At 70.2% G+C, this 18,648-nt stretch carries 14 protein-coding genes and 2 pseudogenes; 8 read left to right on the top strand and 8 right to left on the bottom strand.

Annotated elements, in window-relative coordinates:
* Positions 1-884: 884 nt before the first annotated feature.
* Positions 885-2,669 (top strand): tetratricopeptide repeat protein, encoded by a 1,785-nt coding sequence (locus LJ657_RS37450; RefSeq protein ID WP_232653508.1) that lies wholly within the window; start codon positions 885-887, stop codon positions 2,667-2,669.
* Between the two features lie 455 nt (positions 2,670-3,124).
* Here LJ657_RS37450 and LJ657_RS48350 read toward each other — a convergent pair whose 3' ends face one another.
* Positions 3,125-3,256: a hypothetical protein gene (locus tag LJ657_RS48350; protein ID WP_269787363.1), complete on the bottom strand. Its 132-nt coding sequence runs from the start codon at positions 3,254-3,256 to the stop codon at positions 3,125-3,127.
* A gap of 303 nt (positions 3,257-3,559) precedes the next feature.
* On the opposite strand from LJ657_RS48350, the gene LJ657_RS37455 reads away from it, so the two are divergent.
* From LJ657_RS37455 to LJ657_RS37485, 7 genes and pseudogenes are all read left to right on the top strand, one after another.
* Positions 3,560-6,001, top strand: coding sequence for a helicase-associated domain-containing protein (locus LJ657_RS37455; RefSeq protein WP_232653571.1), 2,442 nt, complete (start codon positions 3,560-3,562; stop codon positions 5,999-6,001).
* Between the two features lie 65 nt (positions 6,002-6,066).
* Positions 6,067-6,266: pseudogene (locus LJ657_RS37460) on the top strand (phosphorothioated DNA-binding restriction endonuclease family protein); the annotation flags it as partial.
* Positions 6,267-6,512: 246 nt separating this feature from the next.
* Entirely contained in the window at positions 6,513-7,193 is a 681-nt protein-coding gene (locus LJ657_RS37465; protein ID WP_232653511.1) for a HemK2/MTQ2 family protein methyltransferase, read from the top strand.
* The gene (locus tag LJ657_RS37470) at positions 7,177-7,398 is read left to right on the top strand and encodes a CDGSH iron-sulfur domain-containing protein (RefSeq protein ID WP_232653514.1); all 222 of its coding nucleotides are present in this window, start codon (positions 7,177-7,179) and stop codon (positions 7,396-7,398) included. The genes LJ657_RS37465 and LJ657_RS37470 overlap by 17 nt, the downstream gene beginning before the upstream one ends.
* On the top strand, positions 7,395-8,408 hold the full coding sequence (locus tag LJ657_RS37475; protein WP_232653517.1) for an iron-containing redox enzyme family protein: 1,014 nt from the start codon (positions 7,395-7,397) through the stop codon (positions 8,406-8,408). Before LJ657_RS37470 ends, LJ657_RS37475 begins: the two co-directional genes overlap by 4 nt.
* A 278-nt stretch (positions 8,409-8,686) precedes the next feature.
* Positions 8,687-10,366, top strand: coding sequence for an aa3-type cytochrome oxidase subunit I (gene ctaD / locus LJ657_RS37480; protein ID WP_269787364.1), 1,680 nt, complete (start codon positions 8,687-8,689; stop codon positions 10,364-10,366).
* Positions 10,363-10,767, top strand: coding sequence for a cytochrome c oxidase subunit 4 (locus tag LJ657_RS37485; protein WP_232653520.1), 405 nt, complete (start codon positions 10,363-10,365; stop codon positions 10,765-10,767). The genes ctaD and LJ657_RS37485 overlap by 4 nt, the downstream gene beginning before the upstream one ends.
* Here the strand turns inward: LJ657_RS37485 and qcrB are convergent.
* The 7 genes and pseudogenes from qcrB to LJ657_RS37520 form a co-directional block, all read right to left on the bottom strand.
* Entirely contained in the window at positions 10,685-12,214 is a 1,530-nt protein-coding gene (qcrB, locus tag LJ657_RS37490; protein WP_232653523.1) for a cytochrome bc1 complex cytochrome b subunit, read from the bottom strand. The two genes, LJ657_RS37485 and qcrB, sit on opposite strands and share 83 nt — an antisense overlap.
* Positions 12,215-12,384: 170 nt before the next feature.
* Positions 12,385-12,924: a helix-turn-helix transcriptional regulator gene (locus LJ657_RS48770; RefSeq protein WP_232653525.1), complete on the bottom strand. Its 540-nt coding sequence runs from the start codon at positions 12,922-12,924 to the stop codon at positions 12,385-12,387.
* Between the two features lie 72 nt (positions 12,925-12,996).
* Complete coding sequence (locus LJ657_RS37500; protein WP_232653528.1) at positions 12,997-14,298, bottom strand: RNA-guided endonuclease InsQ/TnpB family protein; 1,302 nt, start codon at positions 14,296-14,298, stop codon at positions 12,997-12,999.
* Positions 14,299-14,528: 230 nt separating this feature from the next.
* A pseudogene (locus tag LJ657_RS37505) lies at positions 14,529-14,732 on the bottom strand (DNA-formamidopyrimidine glycosylase family protein); the annotation flags it as partial.
* 38 nt (positions 14,733-14,770) lie between these two features.
* Entirely contained in the window at positions 14,771-16,783 is a 2,013-nt protein-coding gene (locus LJ657_RS37510) for a beta-galactosidase (protein WP_232653548.1), read from the bottom strand.
* Entirely contained in the window at positions 16,780-18,096 is a 1,317-nt protein-coding gene (locus LJ657_RS37515; protein WP_232653550.1) for a glycoside hydrolase family 36 protein, read from the bottom strand. The genes LJ657_RS37510 and LJ657_RS37515 overlap by 4 nt, the downstream gene beginning before the upstream one ends.
* Before the next feature lie 27 nt (positions 18,097-18,123).
* The coding region (locus LJ657_RS37520) for a carbohydrate ABC transporter permease (protein ID WP_232653552.1) at positions 18,124-18,648 on the bottom strand (525 nt) is incomplete at its 5' end.

Genomic DNA, 18,648 nt, shown 5'->3' on the forward strand with positions numbered 1-18,648 from the left:
ACGTGTTCGCAGGTGTTCAGCACGGAGAAGATGAACACCTGCGAACACGTTCTGCCTCAAGCATCGATACGGGAGTGAGCGTGACCTTGGACGGTCCATCCGAAAGGGCGGCCGCGCGCCGGCGGTTGCAGGCGTGCCTGGAAGAGGGCCTGGCCGCCGCACGGATGACCAAGTCTCAGCTGGCGGTCCGTGTGGGTTTGGGTCGAACGACCGTGAGCCAAGCGTTCAGCAGCACCGCCCCTGTGCCGTCAGCGCAAACTGTGGCTGCTCTGGCGCGGGCACTACGTCTGGAAGTTCGTCCTCTGCTGGACTTGCGCGCCGTCGTAGTTCATGCCGCGCCGCCACACATACCGGTCCCGGAGCTCACCGACATCCCGCAGCCTCTGGGAAGGCCCATCGACCGCTGGGATCCATACGACTTGGGGGTGCAGCCGACCGCTGATGTGGCGAACGGCGACGAATCCTCTGAGTCCAGCGGAGTGTCCATATCCCCGCGCCCGGGCGCGGGAAGCATGCCGGTCTATGTCGGCCGTTCGCACGACAGACGGCTGGCCAAGGTAGTGGCGGCCGCAGTTGATGGGGACAGCGCGATGGCCGTGATGGTGGGTTGGTCCTCAACAGGGAAGACCCGGGCGTGCTGGGAGGCTATACGACCGCTGAGCGACCTTGGATGGAGACTGTGGCGCCCAGTCGCTCCGAGCGACGCGGAAACGGCACTCGCCGGAGTCTCGCGCCTGGGCCCCCGCACGGTGGTGTGGCTGAATGAAACTCAGCGTTTCCTAGACGCAGGCGGTGGACTGGGCGAGCGCATCGCCGCGGGTCTCCGGCGCTTGCTCAATGACCCGGAATGCGCTCCTGTGCTGATGCTAGGCACATTGTGGCCCGTGCACGCCAATCGATACACCGCAGTGCCTCAGCATGATGCCGACGACCCGCACGCGCACGCACGAGAGCTGCTCGCAGGTCGATTGATCACTGTCCCGAACCAGTTTGATCACACAGCAATCGAAAACGCCGAACGACTTGCTGCCGACGGCGATCAGCAGCTCGCCCACGCTCTACGGCACGCCAGCGATAGGCAGCTGACACAGTTCTTGGCTGGCGCCCCAGAACTTATGCGCCGCTATCGCAGCGCCTCACCGAAAGCTCGGGCCGTGCTTCACGCCGCGATCGACGCTCGCAGGCTTGGCACAGGTCCGGACCTCCCCTTGGACTTCCTCGCGCAGGCGGCCGAGGACTACCTCACGGACGAGGAGTACGACCTGCTGGATGACGACTGGGTCGATCAAGCCGTAATCGAGTCGACGGGATCCGTCCGCGGCTATCTCGCCCCGCTGCGTGTCATGCGACCTCGACGAAGCGGCCACACCACAGATGAACAGCAGTCCCCACACGATGTACGCCTGCGGTTGGCGGACTACCTCGAGCAGCTCGGTCGGCTGGAGAGATGGCCGCTTTGCCCACCCGAGTCATTCTGGGCGGCAGCGCACGAGCTCATCACAGATGCGGATGATCTCGCGCAGCTCGCAACCGCCGCTGCAAACAGACACCGAACCTACTGGGCCACACAACTGACTGTCCGGGCAGGCGCTCTCGGTGAGCCCGGCGCACTTCTGCACTTCGCCCATGTACTCAGGAGATCTGGACGCCACGACGTCGCGGAAGAGCTCTACGCGCAGGCCGCACAGACAGGTTTCAGGCACGCCCAGGCAGCGCTGGTCGAGATACGTGAACAGGCGGGTGAGGCCGACGAAGCGGAGGACATGGCGAGAAGGGCTGCGTCAAGGGAAGAGGCCACCGCTCTGGAGCGACTCGCGACACTGCGGGGCGAGAAAGCTGACTTCGTGAGCGCCGCGCGTTTGGCACGCGAGGCGGCGGACATGGGCCATACATACGCACTGGTCGCGGTGTCAGAGATGTGCGAGAGGGGCGGTGACAGGGACACTGCCGAAGTACTCGCATGGGAGGCCGCCGCGCTCGACGAGCCTGCTGCTCTCGTCGGGCTAGTGACGCAACGATTGGAGACCAGTCGCGACGACGAGGCGTATCGCCTTGCGCTGCAGGCCGCCGAGACTGGCGAGCCCGCATGCATGCTTCTTCTGGGGTTGTTCCAAGCGGAGGCGGGTCAGCATGCCACAGCGCGCAGGTTGTACGAGCAAACCCTTCGAATGTGCCCAATCGACGCTGGCACTTCGGCACTGCAGTTGAACACCCATGCGACCCTCCTGGAGGTTCTCGGAGAGCAGGCCCAGGCTGAGGAGCTGTACCGGCGGGCTGTCGAACTGGGCGACGGGTCCTCTCTGCTCAGTCTGCTGGCGATACGCGAGAGATCGGGTGACCACGCCGACGCCGAGGCCATGGCGCGGCAGGCTGCTGAAGCCGGTGACCCCGGCAATCTGCTCTACCTCGCAGAACTGCGGGGCACCGTCGGCGACACCATCGCAGCTGAAGCCCTCGCCTGGGAGGCAGCTGGCTACGGCTATCCGTTAGCTCTGGCCCATCTGGCTCGTATGGCAGAACAAGCCGGTGACACTGCCAAGGCGGAGAGCCTGGCGCTGCTGGCCACTAACGCTGGAGATGTCAACGCGATCCATTTCCTCAGCGAGAACCGGGCTCGGCTTTGGCCTCACGGCCTTGAGCCCGACGGCACCCCCTCCAACCCGTGGTGATCATTGATGCAGCCCGATGTACGGCTGGCTACACGCCCCCCGGCACAGTGGGCTCAGTGTGCCGGGACACACCTGGCGGGAGGGTCGCTGCAAGGCCGTCCCCTCGGGTTGGGATGCGGAGGCCGACAGGAACAGGGGTAACAGCGCCGACCGGCCACCCGCGCGCCAATCGGGGCCTCTGACCAGCCGAACGCTGAGAGGGGCTGGTTGCAGTTCTGGTTGCATTCACCCCCGTCCAGCGCCGTACGCCCTCCCGCAAGCTGGCCTCTCCGCCGCAGGTCAGAACGCTCCTGGCCTCCTCCGGATCCCCGGACGAACATTTGGAAAGCGTGTTGGGGGCAACCCCTCACGAGTTCGAATCTCGTATCCTCCGCCAGTGCCTCACCGGGCACGATGTCGAAGGGCCCCACCGTTCGCGGTGGGGCCCTTCGTCGTTGTCCGTCTCAGTTTCCGTCTCAGCCGGCTTCCGCGGAGTACCAACCCGGGGCACTGTCTTCGGTGACAACCGGCTCCGCCCAGGCCGCGACCGCAAGGACGTCTCGCTTCACCATGTGTCCGTCGACGACCTCGTAGAGCAGCCGCCGCATCTCGTATCCTCCGCAGCCGCCTGAACAGGCGAGACGAGAACCCCGGACCGCTCAGCGACCGAGGTTCTCGGCATGCCCTGGTCTCAGTTCTGGTCTCGTTCCGGTCTCAGTTCTGGTCTCATTTATTTCCGGCATAGAGCGTTTTTCGCCGCATCGCTTTGCCGCTGGTGGGTCGATCCACGGGACAACGCCTTCACTCACAAGCGGCTTCTTGCCGTCGCAGGACTCAGGTGCCCCCGCGATGCGCCATTCTGGAGCGTGCGCAGGACCGGCTCCGGTTCCAAGAGCAACGGCGTCGTCTTTGTGAGGTGCCCCATCGGCAAGCCCAGCGGATCAACTCTGGCCTCGTGGCTGAGCGGTCTGGAAGTCGATCGACTTGAGCGAGTCCTGGCGACTCGCCCGGATGCCGTGTCCCCGCCGGAGCCACGATCGTTCGGCGAACTCGCGGACCGCCTTCAGCGCCCGGCGTCGGTTGCCCCCGCGGTGGCGGAGCTCGCGCTGCCACAGCTGCAGGTGGCTGAGGCTCTGGCGGCATTGGGACCCGTTCCACGTACCGCTTTGGCCGATCTGCTGGACGTGACCGAAACCGAGAGCGATCGCGGGCTGGACGCGGTCCTGGAGACACTGGCCGATCACGCGCTCGTCTGGCCGGACGGCCAAGGGCTGCTGCACATGGCGGCGCCGTTGCGGCAGGCGTGGGATGCGCCGCTGGGACTGGACGCGCCGCTGGCCCGCCTGCTGGCGGACACGACCTCCGAGGAACTGCGGCGCATGCTGGTGGCCCTGGTCATCCCGGCGCCCGGCACCACCAAGAAGGATCGGCTGGCCACCCTGCTGGAACACCACAGTGACCCGGCGCGGGTGGCCGCGGTGGTCGCTTCGGCGCCTGCGGCCACTCGGAAACTGCTTGAGCGACGAGCCCGTCACCAGGGTGAACAGACGCAGGCACAGGCGGAGTTCATCATGCTCGGGGCCCCACGGGCCGACTCCGAACCGGGTGCGCGGTGGGCGCTGGAGCGGGGACTGCTGGTCCAGGACCGGTACTCCGGGTACGGGCCCGCACGAATGCCGGCCGAGGTGGCGCTCGCGCTGCGAGGGGCCGACTGGCACGCCCCGTTCGAGCCGTGCCCGCCCATCGTGCAGACGGTGTCCGTCACCGAGGCGGAGGTGGATCGGGAGGCGGCGGCGGCCGCCACGACGTTCGCCGCCCACGCCGCCTCGGTTCTGGCGGCGTGCGCCGCGTCTCCGCCGACCCGTCTGAAGTCCGGCGGGGTCGGGGCGCGTGAGCTGTCCCGGATCGGCAAGGCCACGCAGTGCGACGACATCGTCGTACGCCTCGTCCTGGAGACGGCGTACGACGCCGGGCTGCTGGCCCGGGACGGTGACCGGGTCGCGGCGACGAAAGGCTACGACGCCTGGGCGGAGCGGGAACCGGCGGAGCAGCTCACCGTGCTTCTCCAGGCGTGGCGGACGCTGCCGCTGACGCCGACCCAGGCCCGCGACGAAGACGGCAAGGCGCTGCCCGCACTCGCCGGAACACCACCCTGTGGCGGCTGTGTGCAGGCCCGGGACGGGCTTCTCGCCGCAGCTGTAGCGCTCCCGGCGGACCAGGGGGTGCGGAGCCCCGTGGATCTGGGGCCGCTCGTCGCCTGGCACCGTCCGCTCGCCGACCAACTCCCCCAGGACTCCACGCTTTTCGCCTCCGTGGTCCGCGAAGCGGAACTACTCGGTGTGATTGCCCGGGGCTCCCTCTCCCGCATCGGAGCCGCCTTGCGGGCCGATGACGGCGAAGCACTGGCCGCGGCCAGTCGGCGGCTGCTGCCGACGGCCACCAGCACGGCCCGCTTCGGCGCGGACCTCACCGCCGTCGTCACAGGCACACCGTCAGCCCGCCTGGCCGCCCTGCTGGACGCCGTCGCAGAACGGGAAGCCGTCGGCACCGCGTCCGTGTGGCGGTTCAGCCCGGGCACCATCCGCGGCGCCCTGGACACCGGCCGTACACCCGACGCCATCGCCGCCGACCTGGCCGACGTCGCCGTCGGCCCCCTCCCCCAGCCGCTGTCGTATCTGATCCACGACACCGCGCGCGCTCACGGCCGTGTGCGCATCGCCGCCGCGGCCTGCGTGATCCACGGCGAGGAACCCTCCCTCCTCGCCGAACTCGCCGCCCACCGCAAGCTCGCCGAGCTCGGGCTGCGGCAGCTGGCACCGACCGTGCTGGTCTGCCGGACTCCGCTCGACAAGACGCTCACCGCGCTCCGGGCCGCCGGCTACGCCCCCGTCGCCGAGAAGGCCGACGGCACCGTACGCGTCGAGAAGACCCGGAGCCGACGTGCCTCCGACCCGACTCCGACCCCAGTCCCAGGCCAACGGCGGCGGTCTGTGCCGACACAGACCCCGGTGGACCTTGATCTGCGCACCCTGGCCGCCAGGCTGCGGGACGCCCCGACGACACTTCCGGCTCCCGACCCGTTCGGCACCGGGGTCCCCTATGGCACGGACACCGAGGAGATCATCGCCGGGTACGCGAAGAACCTGACGTACAGCGATGTCCGCCAGCTCGCCCACGCCGTCGACGCCCGCACGGCCATCACGGTCGAGTACGTCGCCGCCTCGGGCAACCGGACCGTACGTACCCTCAGCGAGCTCGATCTCGACCCGCCCCATCTGTATGCCTGGTGCCATCTGCGCGAGGACGAACGGGTCTTCACCCTCTCCCGCATCCTCGGCGTCACGCCCGCGTAGCCCTCGACCTGGCCCACCCCGTGCACGGATCAGTGTTCGACCAGCCGCCCCTACGATCGCCGGTCATGGACCGGGTCGAGCGCACCGCGCAGCTGAGGCAGTGGACGAGGAGTGGGGTGCGGGCTCCGCACAGCCGTTGCTGTTCCTGTAGGCGCTCAGCCGGTTCCGGCAGGACGCCGACGGCGAGCTGCGGTACAGCGCGGTGGAGCAGGACCTGCGGCGGCTGCTCGCCGAGTACGGGCCCGGTAGCCGGACGACGCCCGCTGCTTCCGGAGTCGATCGTCCGCCAGTGCCTCACCGGGCACGATGTCGAAGGGCCCCACCGTTCGTGGGGCCCTTCGACGTCGTCCGTCCCAGTCGGCTGCCGCCCTCTGACGCTGAGCCTTCCTCGACCGCGCTCGTGATGCCTCGTCGTTACGTCTGTCGCCAGGGGGTACCCGTGGGGCGCTGCCGCATCACGTCGGCGTAGTACCCGTCCTCGGCGGAAGGCACCGGGCTGATGGAGACACCGATGACCACCACCTGCGGCTCGATCGTCGCGGGCCCGCCCCGTTGCTGGGTCCCGCGGGGTGTCTATTCCCCGCAGACCGACACGGGGCTGCTGCGGCGGGCGATGCACCGCGAGGCGATCACGGAACGTACGGATGTGCTGGACCTGGGGACCGGCAGTGGCGTGCTCGCGGTGGAGGCGGCGCGGCTCGGCGGCCGGGTCACCGCGGTCGACATCTCCTGGCAGGCGATCGCGGTCACCTGGTTCAACGCCCTGCTGAACGGCCAGACCCTGCGGGTGCGCCACGGCGACCTCGCCTCGGCGGTGCCCGGCCGCCGTTTCGACCTCGTCGTCGCCAATCCGCCCTACGTGCCCGCCCGGGGCGAGGCGCCGCCCCTCGGCCCCGCCCGGGCCTGGGACGCCGGTCCGGACGGCCGGCTGCTGATCGACCGCATCTGCGACACCGCGTCGACGTTCCTGCGGCCGACGGGCGCTCTGCTCATCGTGCACTCGCATCTGTGCGGCATCGACGCCACGCTGGCCCGCCTCGCGAACGCCGGTCTGTGCGCCGAGGTCGTCGACCGGACCCGGCTCCCGTTCGGCCGCGTGCTGCGTTCACGGCTCGACTGGCTGCGCGAGCGAGGTCTGACGGGCGTCGATACGACGGAGGAGCTGGTGGTGATCCGTGCCGAACGCATCTGAACGGCCCCGCCGGGTTCGCGTCCAGCGCGACGGGCCCCTGCTCATCGAGGGACCGGTCGAGGTGGTGGACGAGAACGGCGAGGTGACGGTCTCCCGGCGCTTCACCGTGGCCGTCTGCACCTGCCGCCGCAGCCGTACATACCCCTGGTGCGACACCAGCCATCGCCGCCGCGACAGGCGAACCGGCGAAGGCGGGCCCGAATGAGCACGGCCAGCCCCCGGGTCCAGTCGCGGCACCGGCCGCCGCCACTGCCCGAACCGCGGGGTCCGCTCTCCGCCGCCGTGCTGTCCCTGCTGCGGGGGTCGGACCCCGGAACCATTCCTCCCCCAGCGCGCTGTCCGCCATACGGCGAGGACCTGCAGCTCGCCCTCTACGTCCTCTACGAGCTGCACTACGAGGGCTTCCAGGGCGTGCCCGGGGGTCTTGAGTGGGACAGCGGTCTGCTGGCCCGCCGCGGTGCGATGGAGGACCGCTTCCTGGGCGCACTGCGCGCGGACGTGCCGATGGACGGCGCCGACTCGGCCCGCCAGGCGCTGGACGAACTGCAGGTCGAACCGGTGGACGGCGCCGGCAGCGTCTCGCACTTCCTCCGCGACGAGGGCGATCTCGGCCAGTTGCGGGAGTACGCGGTGCTGCGCTCGCTCTATCACCTCAAGGAAGCGGATCCGCACGCCTGGGTGATCCCCCGGCTGCACGGGCGGGCGAAGGCGGCGATGGTCGCGGTCGAGTTCGACGAGTTCGGCGCGGGCCGTGCCGACGAGATCCACGCGCAGCTGTACGCCGACCTCATGGCGGACCTGGGGCTGGAGACGGCGTACGGGCACTACGTCGACGCCGCCCCTGCCGAGGCGCTCGCCACCGTCAACCTGATGTCCCTGTTCGGCCTGCACAGGGCGCTGCGCGGCGCGCTCGTCGGGCACTTCGCCGCCGTCGAGGTGACCTCGTCCCCCGCCTCCCGCCGCCTCGCCGAAGCGATGCGCCGCGCCGGGGCCGGACCGGCGGCCGTACGGTTCTACACCGAGCACGTCGAGGCCGACGCGGTGCACGAACAGGTCGTACGGCATGACGTCGTCGGCGGTCTCCTGGAGGGCGAACCGGGTCTGGAGGCCGATGTCGTCTTCGGGATTCGTACCACCACTCACCTGGAGGACCGGTTGGCCGCCAGGCTGCTGGCGGACTGGCGGCGGCGGGGCCGGGTACCCCGAGGCCCATGAGACCGAGCGTGCTGGACGTCGGTTCGAACACGGTCCGGCTCTAGGTGATCGACGCGGGTGCGGGAGTGCCGCCCCATGCGGGTGGCCGGCTCGTCGCCCCTGCCGTAGCGCCCGGGCGACCTGCTGCGCTCCGGAGGCGTGGCAGCCCCGTCGCCGCCGTGCGCGTCGGTAGCGTCGTCACGCAGAGGAGTCGCCGGTTTCCCCTCGGTCGAGGCGGGCACTTGCCAGGCGCTTCTCGCTCTCGGCACGGCTGAGGAGAACCACGGCTGAGGAGAACAATGACCGAAGCGTCCCAACGTCTCGACGAAGGCGCGAGGCGCGCGTCCCGCGGCGCCGCCGTCCCGCTGGGGCGCACGCTGCTCGCCTGGGCCTCGACCACCGACCACAAGGTGATCGGCCGCCTGTACATGGTGACCTCGTTCTGCTTCTTCCTCCTCGGTGGTCTGCTCGCCCTCGGCATGCGCGCCGAACTGGCCCGCCCTGGGCTGCAGTTCATGAACACGCACACCTACAACCAGCTCTTCACCGAGCACGGCACGATCATGATGCTGCTGTTCGCCACTCCGATGTTCGCCGGGTTCACGAACGCCGTGATGCCGTTGCAGATCGGCGCCCCGGACGTGGCGTTCCCCCGGCTCAACGCGCTGTCGTACTGGATGTATCTGTTCGGCGGTCTGATGGTGGTGTCGGGGTTCGTGGTGCCGGGCGGCGCGGCGGCCTTCGGCTGGTTCGCCTACGCCCCGCTGAACAGCGCGTACTTCTCGCCCGGCGCCGGGGGCGACCTGTGGGTGATGGGGCTGGTGGTCACCGGGGTGAGCACCACGCTCGGTGCGGTCAACTTCATCACCACGATCCTGTGTCTGCGCGCCCCGGGCATGACGATGTTCCGGATGCCGATGTTCACCTGGAACGTGCTGTTCACGTCCATCCTGGTGCTGCCCGCGTTCCCGGTGCTCACGGCCGCGCTGCTCGCCCTGGAGTGCGACCGGAAGTTCGGCTCGCACGTCTTCGACGCCCACAACGGCGGCGCCCTGCTGTGGCAGCACCTGTTCTGGTTCTTCGGGCATCCCGAGGTCTACATCGTGGCGCTGCCGTTCTTCGGCATCGTCTCGGAGATCATCCCGGTGTTCTCGCGCAAGCCCCTCTTCGGGTATCTGCCGATGATCGGGGCGACGACCACGATCACCATGCTGTCGGCGGTGGTGTGGGCGCACCACATGTTCGCCACGGGCGCGGTGCTGCTGCCGTTCTTCTCGCTCATGTCGTTCCTGATCGCGGTGCCCACGGGCATCAAGTTCTTCGCGTGGATCGGGACGATGGTGAACGGGTCCGTCTCCTTCGAGACGCCGATGCTCTGGTCGCTCGGATTCATGGTGTCGTTCCTGCTGGGCGGGCTCAGCGGAGTGCTGCTGGCCTCGCCGCCACTCGACTTCCACGTCACCGACTCGTACTTCCTGGTGGCCCATCTGCACTACGTGCTCTTCGGCACCGTGGTCTTCGCGATGTTCGCGGGCTTCTACTTCTGGTGGCCGAAGTTCACCGGGAAGATGCTCGGCGAGCGGCTGGGCAAGCTGCACTTCTGGCTGCTGTTCCCGGCGTTCCAGCTGACCTTCCTCGTGCAGCACTGGCTGGGCGAGTCGGGCATGCCGCGCCGGTACGCCGACTATCTGCCCTCCGACGGGTTCACCCTGCTCAACACCCTGTCGTCGACGGGCGCGTTCCTGCTCGGCGTGTCCACGCTGCCGTTCCTCTACAACGTGTGGCACACGTCCCGCCACGGCCGGACCGTCGACGAGGACGACCCCTGGGGGTACGGGCGGGGCCTGGAATGGGCGACCGCCTGTCCGCCGCCCCGGCACAACTTCACCGCGCTGCCCCGGGTGCGCTCGGAGTCCCCGGCCTTCGACCTGCACCATCCCGACATCGTCCAGCAGGCCAGGCAGGAGGGACTGCAGTGAAGGTGGAGGCCGTGCTCTTCGGTGTCGTGGCCGCCTTCTTCGGCGGCTCGGCGGCGCTCTACGGCGTGTGGTCCCACTGGGATCCGCCCGGCACCGCGGCACTCGTCGTGGCGTTCGGCATGGCCGGGCTCGTGTCGTTCTTCTGCGCCGTGCAGTACGCCCGGCACGGCCGGCGCCCCCAGGACCGCGGCGACGCCGAGGTGGCCGACGCCGCCGGGCCGCTGGAGTTCTTCCCCCCGCACAGCCCCTGGCCGATCGTCACCGCGCTCGGTTTCGCGATCACGGCGACCGGCGTGGTCTACGGCCTGTGGCTGTTCCTCATCGGCTTCGGGGTGCTGGGCCGGGGAGCTCTGGGTCTGGTGTTCCAGTACGTGGACCGGGGCGCCGGTCCGCAGGACTGATCGGGGCGCGGGGGGCGCCCGGCCGGAAGTCGGTGACGGGGCGGTGGCCGCTCTCGTAGCCCCCGGCCACGTTCTGCCGCACCTCTCCGGTCTCCTCGCCCTCGGTGAGGCGCTCGTGCTCCGCGTCCAGCAGGGCGTGGCACAGCGCGCGGGTGACCACGAAGGCGAGCACCGGGCCCACGATCAGGGCGATGCGCAGGATCCAGGTGAGCGCGTTGACCGAGATGCGGAAGGTCGCCGCCATCACGTCGTTGCCGCCGGCCAGCAGCAGTACGCCGAAGAACGTGGTGCCGGCGACGCCGAGGCCGGTGCGGACGGGCCGCTCGCGGGGCCGGTCGCACAGGTGCTGTTCGCTGACCCACTCGCCGGTCAGCCGCTGCTCGACGAAGGGGTAGGCGTACAGGACGGCGAAGAGAAGTCCGGGCAGGACGACCGCGGGCAGCAGGACGTTCCACATCAGCGTGTGGCCGGCGAGGGTCGTCTCCCACGGCGGTACGAGCCGCAGCGCGCCCTCCAGGAAGCCGACGTACCAGTCGGGCTGGGACCCCGTCGACACCTGGTCCGGCCGGTAGGGGCCGTACACCCAGACCGGGTTGATCTGCGCGACGCCGGAGAGGACGGCCAGCACCCCGAACACGATGAGGGACAGGCCGGCGGACATGGCCGTGAAGCGCGGGTACAGGGGCCTTCCGACGGCGTTCGCGTTCGTGCGGCCCGGGCCGCGCCACTGGGTGTGCTTGAGGTGGAAGACGAGGATCAGATGCACGGTGACCAGGGCGATCAGCGCTCCCGGCAGCAGCAGGATGTGCAGGCTGTACAGCCGCGGAATGACGTCGTGGCCCGGGAACTGGGACCCGAAGACGAAGAAGGCGAGGTACGTCCCCACCACTGGGATCGACAGCATGATCCCCTCGGCGATGCGCAGCCCGGTGCCGGAGAGCAGGTCGTCCGGCAGGGAGTAACCGGCGAAGCCCTCGGCCAGGGCGAGCATGAACAGGGTGACGCCGATGGCCCAGTTCGCCTCCCGCGGCCTGCGGAAGGCGCCGGTGAAGAAGATCCGCAGCAGGTGGAGGCCGATGGCGGAGACGAACACCAGGGCGGCCCAGTGGTGCAGCTGACGGATCAGCAGTCCGCCACGTACGTCGAAGCTGATGTGCAGCGTGGAGTCGAAGGCCTGCGACATGCGCACCCCCCGCAGCGGGGCGTACGGCCCGGCGTAGACGACCTCCCGCATCTCCGGCTTGAAGAAGAACGTCAGCCACACACCGGTCAGCACCAGGACGAGCAGGCTGTAGAGCGCCAGCTCGCCGAGCAGGAACGACCAGTGGTCCGGGAACGCCTTGCGCAACAACCCGCCGCCCCCGTCGTACAGGGGCAGCCGGGCGTCCACCGCGTCCGCCAGTCGCTCCCCGGGGCGGGACCGGCCCGCCGGCTCGGACGCGGTCACGACCGGTCCGTCACGCGGCCGAAAGCTTCCTCGCAGGGCACCCACCTCACGGCCGCTCTCCCTTCGACACCGCATGCTCCCGGCATCCCTTGCCCGGAGCGCGCCCGGCGAGTACCCCTCGGTCACGAAACACTCGTGCGCCGCAGGTGCCGCACCCGATCGGCTGACGCTCACGCCCCCAGAGCGCGGGCGAGCAGCATTCCGCGGTTGTTGGTCGACGTCTTGGCGAAGATCGACTTGAGGTGGTCCTGCACGGTGTGCTCCGAGAGGGACATCCGGCAGGCCAACTCGTGTCTGTCGCCGCCCTTGGCCAGGTGGCCCAGGAGGACGCTCTCGCGAGGGCTCAGGGCGTGGGCCCGGGCGAACACGGCGAGGCGCTCCGTCGGTGAGGTCTCCTCGATGGTGACGGCGATGGCCCGCCGCCGGGCCGGCGACGCCGCGTCGCCGATCCGGGCGGCGCTCAGGGTCAGCCACAGGCCGTCCGCCAGGTGGACCCGGGAACGCGGCGGGTTCGCGTCGACCCCGGCCTCGACCGCCAGCAGCTGGGCGGCGACGTCGTAGGCGCTCGCGGGGACCTCCGGGCGGCCGTGCTCGGGCGGCACCAGCAGGCTCAGATAGGCGTAGGTGTCCGGGGTCCGGGCGAGTACCCGCAGGTCGGGGGAGAGCAGCAGTACCAGAGGGCCCGGGCGCGGGGCGTGGGACGGCCGCACGACGAAGGTGCCCGCCTGCTGCGGCGCCGCGCCGTGGCAGGCCGGTCATGCCGAATTGACATCCTCCCCCTCTCAAAAGAGGGGGATTCCAACCCAGGCGGGTTGAGGTTCACGGGCGCTCGAACGGCCGGTGGCCGCTGTCACCCCTCCGGCACCGGCTGCACGCCGGGGGCGGGGAATCCCGCCCTGCCCTGCCGCGACGTTGACTGCCGCATTGGTGTCCGCATTGCAGGTGAAGCCACAGGACACGCACTCGAACTCAGCTTGGCTCTTGCGTGAGCTCTTCTCGATCCATCCACAGGCACTGCACCGCAGCGAGGTGTAGGGGGCGGGAACGTCCTCAACCCGGCCGGGCGCCTTGTCCCCGGTGCGCCGGCGCAGCAGGCCCCAGCCCTGAGCGAGGATGCCCCGGTTGAGCCCGGCTTTCTGCGCCACGTGCCTGCCCGGCTGCTCGACGCTTCCCCTCGCCGAGCGGGTCATGTTCTTGATGTTCAACTTCTCGAACCGCACCAGGCCATAGGTGCGGGCAAGCATGGTACTGATCTTCTCGCACCAGTCCTTGCGCCGGTTCGCCTCGCGCGCCTTGAGCCTGGCGACCTTCGCGTACCCAGCCGCCTTCTGCGGGCTGTTCTTCCTCGCCCGTGCCGCGCGCCGCTGGTGCTTGCTGATCTGCGCCCGCTCCCTGACGGTGAGCTGCGGGCAGTTCAGGGTGCGGCCGTCCGACAGGGCCGCCGTGATCGTCACACCCCGGTCGATACCGATGACCTCGCCCGTGCTGGGCGCGGGAATCGGCGCGGGGATGACGGCGAAGGCGATGTGCCACTGGCCGTGGCGGTAGGTGACCCGGAACGTCTTGGCGTCGGGCGGCTTCGCGCCCTTGCCCTGAGCGCTAAGGCGGAAGCGGACCCAGCCGCAGCCGGGCACCTTGACCTGCGCCCACCGCCGGTTCAGCTTCTGCACGACCACCGACCGGCCCATGACCTGCTTGTCCGTCTTCGCGTTCAGCTTCGGCGAGCCGTCGGCGTTGTACTCGGGTACGCGGTCGGTTCCGATGACCCGGAAGCCCTCGTGACGGAACTTCCTGCGCCAGGTCGGCTCACCGAACCCGGATGTGAACTTGGCATTCTTGGCCTTGGCAAAGTCCTTGAGCGCCTGCTGCTGCACGTCCGCATTGCCAGCCCCCAGCCACTCATTCTCCCGCCGGGCCTCGGTGAGCTGGCGGCACTGCTCCGCGAAACCGGGCGCGCCTTTCCGGCCGGGCTTCCAGTGCGCGTGCTGCTCGACGGCGAGATTCCACACGTACCTCGCGTGCGCGCAGTGCGTGAGCATCTGCTCCGCCTGCGCGGGCGTCGGGTACATCCGGAAACGTGCCATGCCGCGAACCTAGCCCGCGCGTTCCCCGACCGCGCACACCATCGATCAACATCACCCGTCCGAGTGACCGCTCCCGGCCGCCGCCCTCGCCCGGCCACCGGCCACCACTCCCTCAACTCCGAGTCGCCGCACCTGCCTGAGGCCCGTCTCAGCGCCGTCCACCCGACACGCCGGATGGCCCTGCGGCGATCCGGCTACCCCTGCCCGGAAAGAAAGGTGGAACACGAGGGAGGGCCCCCGGTGCGGGCCATGAGCCACTTCCCGTGGCGCTCCGCCCCGGTGACGCGCCGACCCTCCAACGCCTCCCGCAGCCGCCTCGCGCCCACCCCGTGCAGCACGCCCGCGTCGCGGACGTCGACGTGCCGGATCATCCGGCCCCGCGCGCAGGACTCGAGCACCTTCCGGAATCCCTCGACGTCCGGCAACTCGGGCATGACGGCTCACCTCGCCACGGGAGGCTCCGGCGACTCGGCTACCGGGTACCCACCCGTGGCTCCCGCACCACCACGGCATCCCCGGCCGGCACCTTCACCCTCCCGCCGACCAACGGCTTCCCGGACAGCAGCTCGCTCGCCCCCGGGGAGACGGCGACCTCCGCGTCCTGGTCCGTGTGGTTGATCAGGAAGAGGTAGTCGGCCTCGGTGCCGCGCCGCAGGGCCGCCTCCACGCCCGCCGGAGCGGAGCGCACGGGTTCGACCCCGGCCTCCACACGGATGCGCTCCAGAAGGCCGGACAGGGCCTCCGGGGCCGGGTGGGTGGCCAGGTACCAGGCCGTGCCCGTGCCGTACGCGTTGCGGGTCACCGCCGGTACCCCGGTCAGCGGCCCGTCCGTGTACGACGTCACCGCCTCCGCGCCCTCCAGCCCTACCCGCTCCGACCAGAGCGTGCCGGTGGTGCCGTCGCTCAGGGCCACCGTCTGCCCGGGCAGCAGCGGGAACAGCTCGTCCGTGCGGACGCCGAGGGCCTCCCGGAACGCGCCCGGGTAACCGCCCAGCCGCACATGGCAGTCGGCGTCGACCATCCCGCTGTGGAAGCCGACCGCCAGGGTGCCGCCGCGCTCCGCGAAGCCGGTGAGGTTGGCCGCGCCCGCGTCGTCGATCAGGTACAGCGAAGGGGCCAGGACCAGGCGGTACGCCGACAGGTCCGCGTCCGGGCGGACGAAGTCCACCGCCACACCCGCCCGCCACAGCGGCTCGTACCAGGCCCTGACCAGGTCCTGGAAGTGCAGCTCGCCGCTGGGCTGGGAGGGGAGTTCCAGGGCCCAACGGGCGTTCCAGTCCCAGACGATGGCGACCTCGGCGGTGCCGGTGGCGCCCCGCACCTCCGCCAACGCCCGCAGGTCCGCGCCCAGTTGCACCACGTCCCGCCAGATCCGGCTGTCGGTGCCCGCGTGCGGCAGCATCGCCGAGTGCCACTGCTCGGCGCCCGCCTTCGCCGCCCGCCACTGGAAGTACGCGATGCCGTCGGCGCCGCGCGCAACGTGTGACAGGGCGTTGCGCCGCAACTCCCCCGCCGTCTTGGCCCTGTTGACCGGCTGCCAGTTCACCGCACCCGTCGAGTGCTCCATCAGGAGCCACGGGCCGCCCGCGAGGGAGCGGACCAGATCGCCGCTGAGGGCGATGTCGATCTGCGACTCGGGGTCGGCGGACTGGAGGTAGTGGTCGTTGGAGACGATGTCCAGCTCGGGCGCCCAGCGCCAGTAGTCCAGGGCGTCGAAGTTGTACATCACCATGAAGTTGGTGGTGGCGGGGGTCTGAGGGGCGGCCTCCCGCAGAACGTCGCGCTCGGCCTCGTACAGCGACAGCAGCGCGTCGCTGCAGAAGCGGCGCCAGTCCAGCCGGTGGGTCGGGTTCGGAACCGCGCCGGTCGCGCGCGGCGGCAGGACCTGGTCCCAGTCGTAGTACCACTGGCTCCAGAAGGTGGTGCCCCAGGCGTGGTTGAGGGCGTCCAGGCTCGCGTACTTGTCCTGGAGCCAGCCGCGGAACGCCTCCGCGCTGGTGTCGCAGTAGCACTCCGCGTTGTGGCAGCCGTACTCGTTGTGGACGTGCCACATCACGACGGCCGGGTGGTCCGCGTACCGCCCGGCCAGCTCGCCGGCCATGCGCAGGGCCGCCTCGCGGTAGGCGGGGCTCGACGGGCAGAACGTCTGGCGGCTGCCGTACGACAGTCTGCGGCCGTCCTTGTCCACCGGCAGCGCTTCCGGGTGCTTCACGAAGAACCAGGCCGGCGGGGCCGCCGTCGGGGTCGCCAGGTCGGCGGCGATCCCGTGGGCGTGGAGCAGGTCGAGAATGCGGTCGAGGCGCGAGAAGTCGTACGTGCCCTCGGAGGGTTCCAGCAGCGCCCAGGAGAAGATGTTGACGCTGACCATGGTGACCCCGGCCTCGGCCATCAGGCGCATGTCCTCGGCCCAGACCTCCTCGGGCCACTGCTCGGGGTTGTAGTCGCCGCCGTACGCGATACCCGGCACGTTCAGGGCGCGGGTCATCGCTCGGCTCCCGAGAGCAGACGGCGGGTGGTGGTCACGCCCCACTCGTCCAGGGACAGCAGGCGGTCGCTGGACGCCATCAGGCCGCCGGTCGCCTCCACGTGTGCCGCCCAGCGTTCCCGTGTCTCCACGGCCGGGCGGGCCATCAGGCAGTCGGGGTCGTTGACCCAGAGGCGGCCGTGCTGCCACTGGCGTCCGGCGCCGGTGAACTCGGCCGGGTCCTGGCCGGGCTGGCTGAAGTCGTCGGCCTCGGAGCGGCGGTGCGGGCCCGTGTCGGGGCTCACCCGCATCGCGTCGAACAGGCCGATGGAGGGCAGGATCGGGGCGCCGCAGCCCAGCAGGTACGCGTCCGGGCCGATCGCCTCGCGGATCAGCTCGATGCCCTCGCGGTACGCGGTGAGGGCGTCGACTTCCTTGTGGCGTACGCCTTCCAGCGCGCCCGCGTAGAGGAAGTCGACCTTGAAGTAGTCGTAGCCCTCGGTGCGCAGGGTGCGGAAGACCTCGGTCAGATACGCCGCCGCCTCGGGGTGCGTGGTGTCCAGGACGCGCAGGTCGTGGCCCCAGTTGCGGCCGGCGTGGGTGAAGCCGCCCGCGGCGTCGCGGACCAGCCAGTCGGGGTGCTCGGTGGCCAGGTCGCTCGCCGGGTCGACCAGGAAGGGGGCCGTCCAGATGCCGGCCCGGCGGCCGCGGGCCCGGATGGCGTCCGCGATGCCCTCGCGGGAACGGAAGCGGCCGGAGAGGGTGAGCCAGTCGCCGAGGGCCTTCTGGTAGCCGTCGTCGATCTGGACCACGTCGATCGGCAGGTCGAGGGTGTCCATCGCACGGAGGTTCTCGTGGATGTCGTCCTCGGTGACGTTGGTGAAGTACTCGTACCAGGAGCACCAGACGGTCGGCGCCGGGCGCGGCGCCTCGACGCCGAGGCTGTCGGCCCAACTGCCCAGTGCCGCCTGGACGTCCGTGCCCGTCCACTCCTTCACCGCGCCGTCGGCGGTGACCTCCACGAGGCCGTCCGCCACGGTCAGGCGGATGGACGGCACCTCGGCGGTGGGGTCGACGGCCGCCCACAGACGGGCCGGTGAGCCGTCGCCGGGGTCGAGCGCCAGCAGGCCCTCGCCCTGGAAGGTGCCCTCGGGGACGGTCACGCCGGGGCGATAGCAGACCGTCGCCCAGTTGTCGTTGGTCGGGCGGTACGGCTTGTCGCCGAGGGCGTAGGCGCCACTGGGGCTCCAGGACTGCCAGCCCTCCTCGTGGACCCGGGCGTTGGCCGGGTCCACGGGGACGGAGGCGACAGCGGTGAAGGGGTGGTGCTGCACGGAGGTCTCTTTCAAAAGGGAGGGCTGTCAGCCCTTGTTGGCGCCGAGGGTGAGGCCGCTGACGAACTGGCGCTGGAGTACGAAGTACACGATCAGGGTGGGGATCGCGGTGAGCAGGGCGCCGGCGGCGACCAGGTTGGGGTCGGTGAAGTACTGGCCGGAGAGGTTGTTGAGCGCGCTGGTGATGGGCATGTTCTCGCCGGTGGAGATCAGCACGATCGCCCAGAAGAAGTCGTTGTAGATCCAGATGGAGAGCAGGGTGGCCAGCGCGGCCATCGCGGGCTTGCACAGCGGCAGCACGATCTGCCAGTACATCCGCCACACCGACGCCCCGTCGACCAGGGCGGCCTCGGTCAGCTCGTGCGGCAGCATCCGCATGTAGTTGGACAGCACGAAGGCGCAGAACCCGGACTGGAACGCCACGTGGATGAGGACCAGGCCGAGCGCGGAGTCGTACAGTTTCCCGCTCACCGTGATGCCGGGCAGGTCGATCAGCAGGTACAGCCGGTACAGCGGGGTGATGATGACCTGCTGGGGCAGCAGGTTGCCGGC

This window comes from Streptomyces guryensis (assembly GCF_021261325.1).
Classification (GTDB): Bacteria; Actinomycetota; Actinomycetes; order Streptomycetales; family Streptomycetaceae; genus Streptomyces; species Streptomyces guryensis.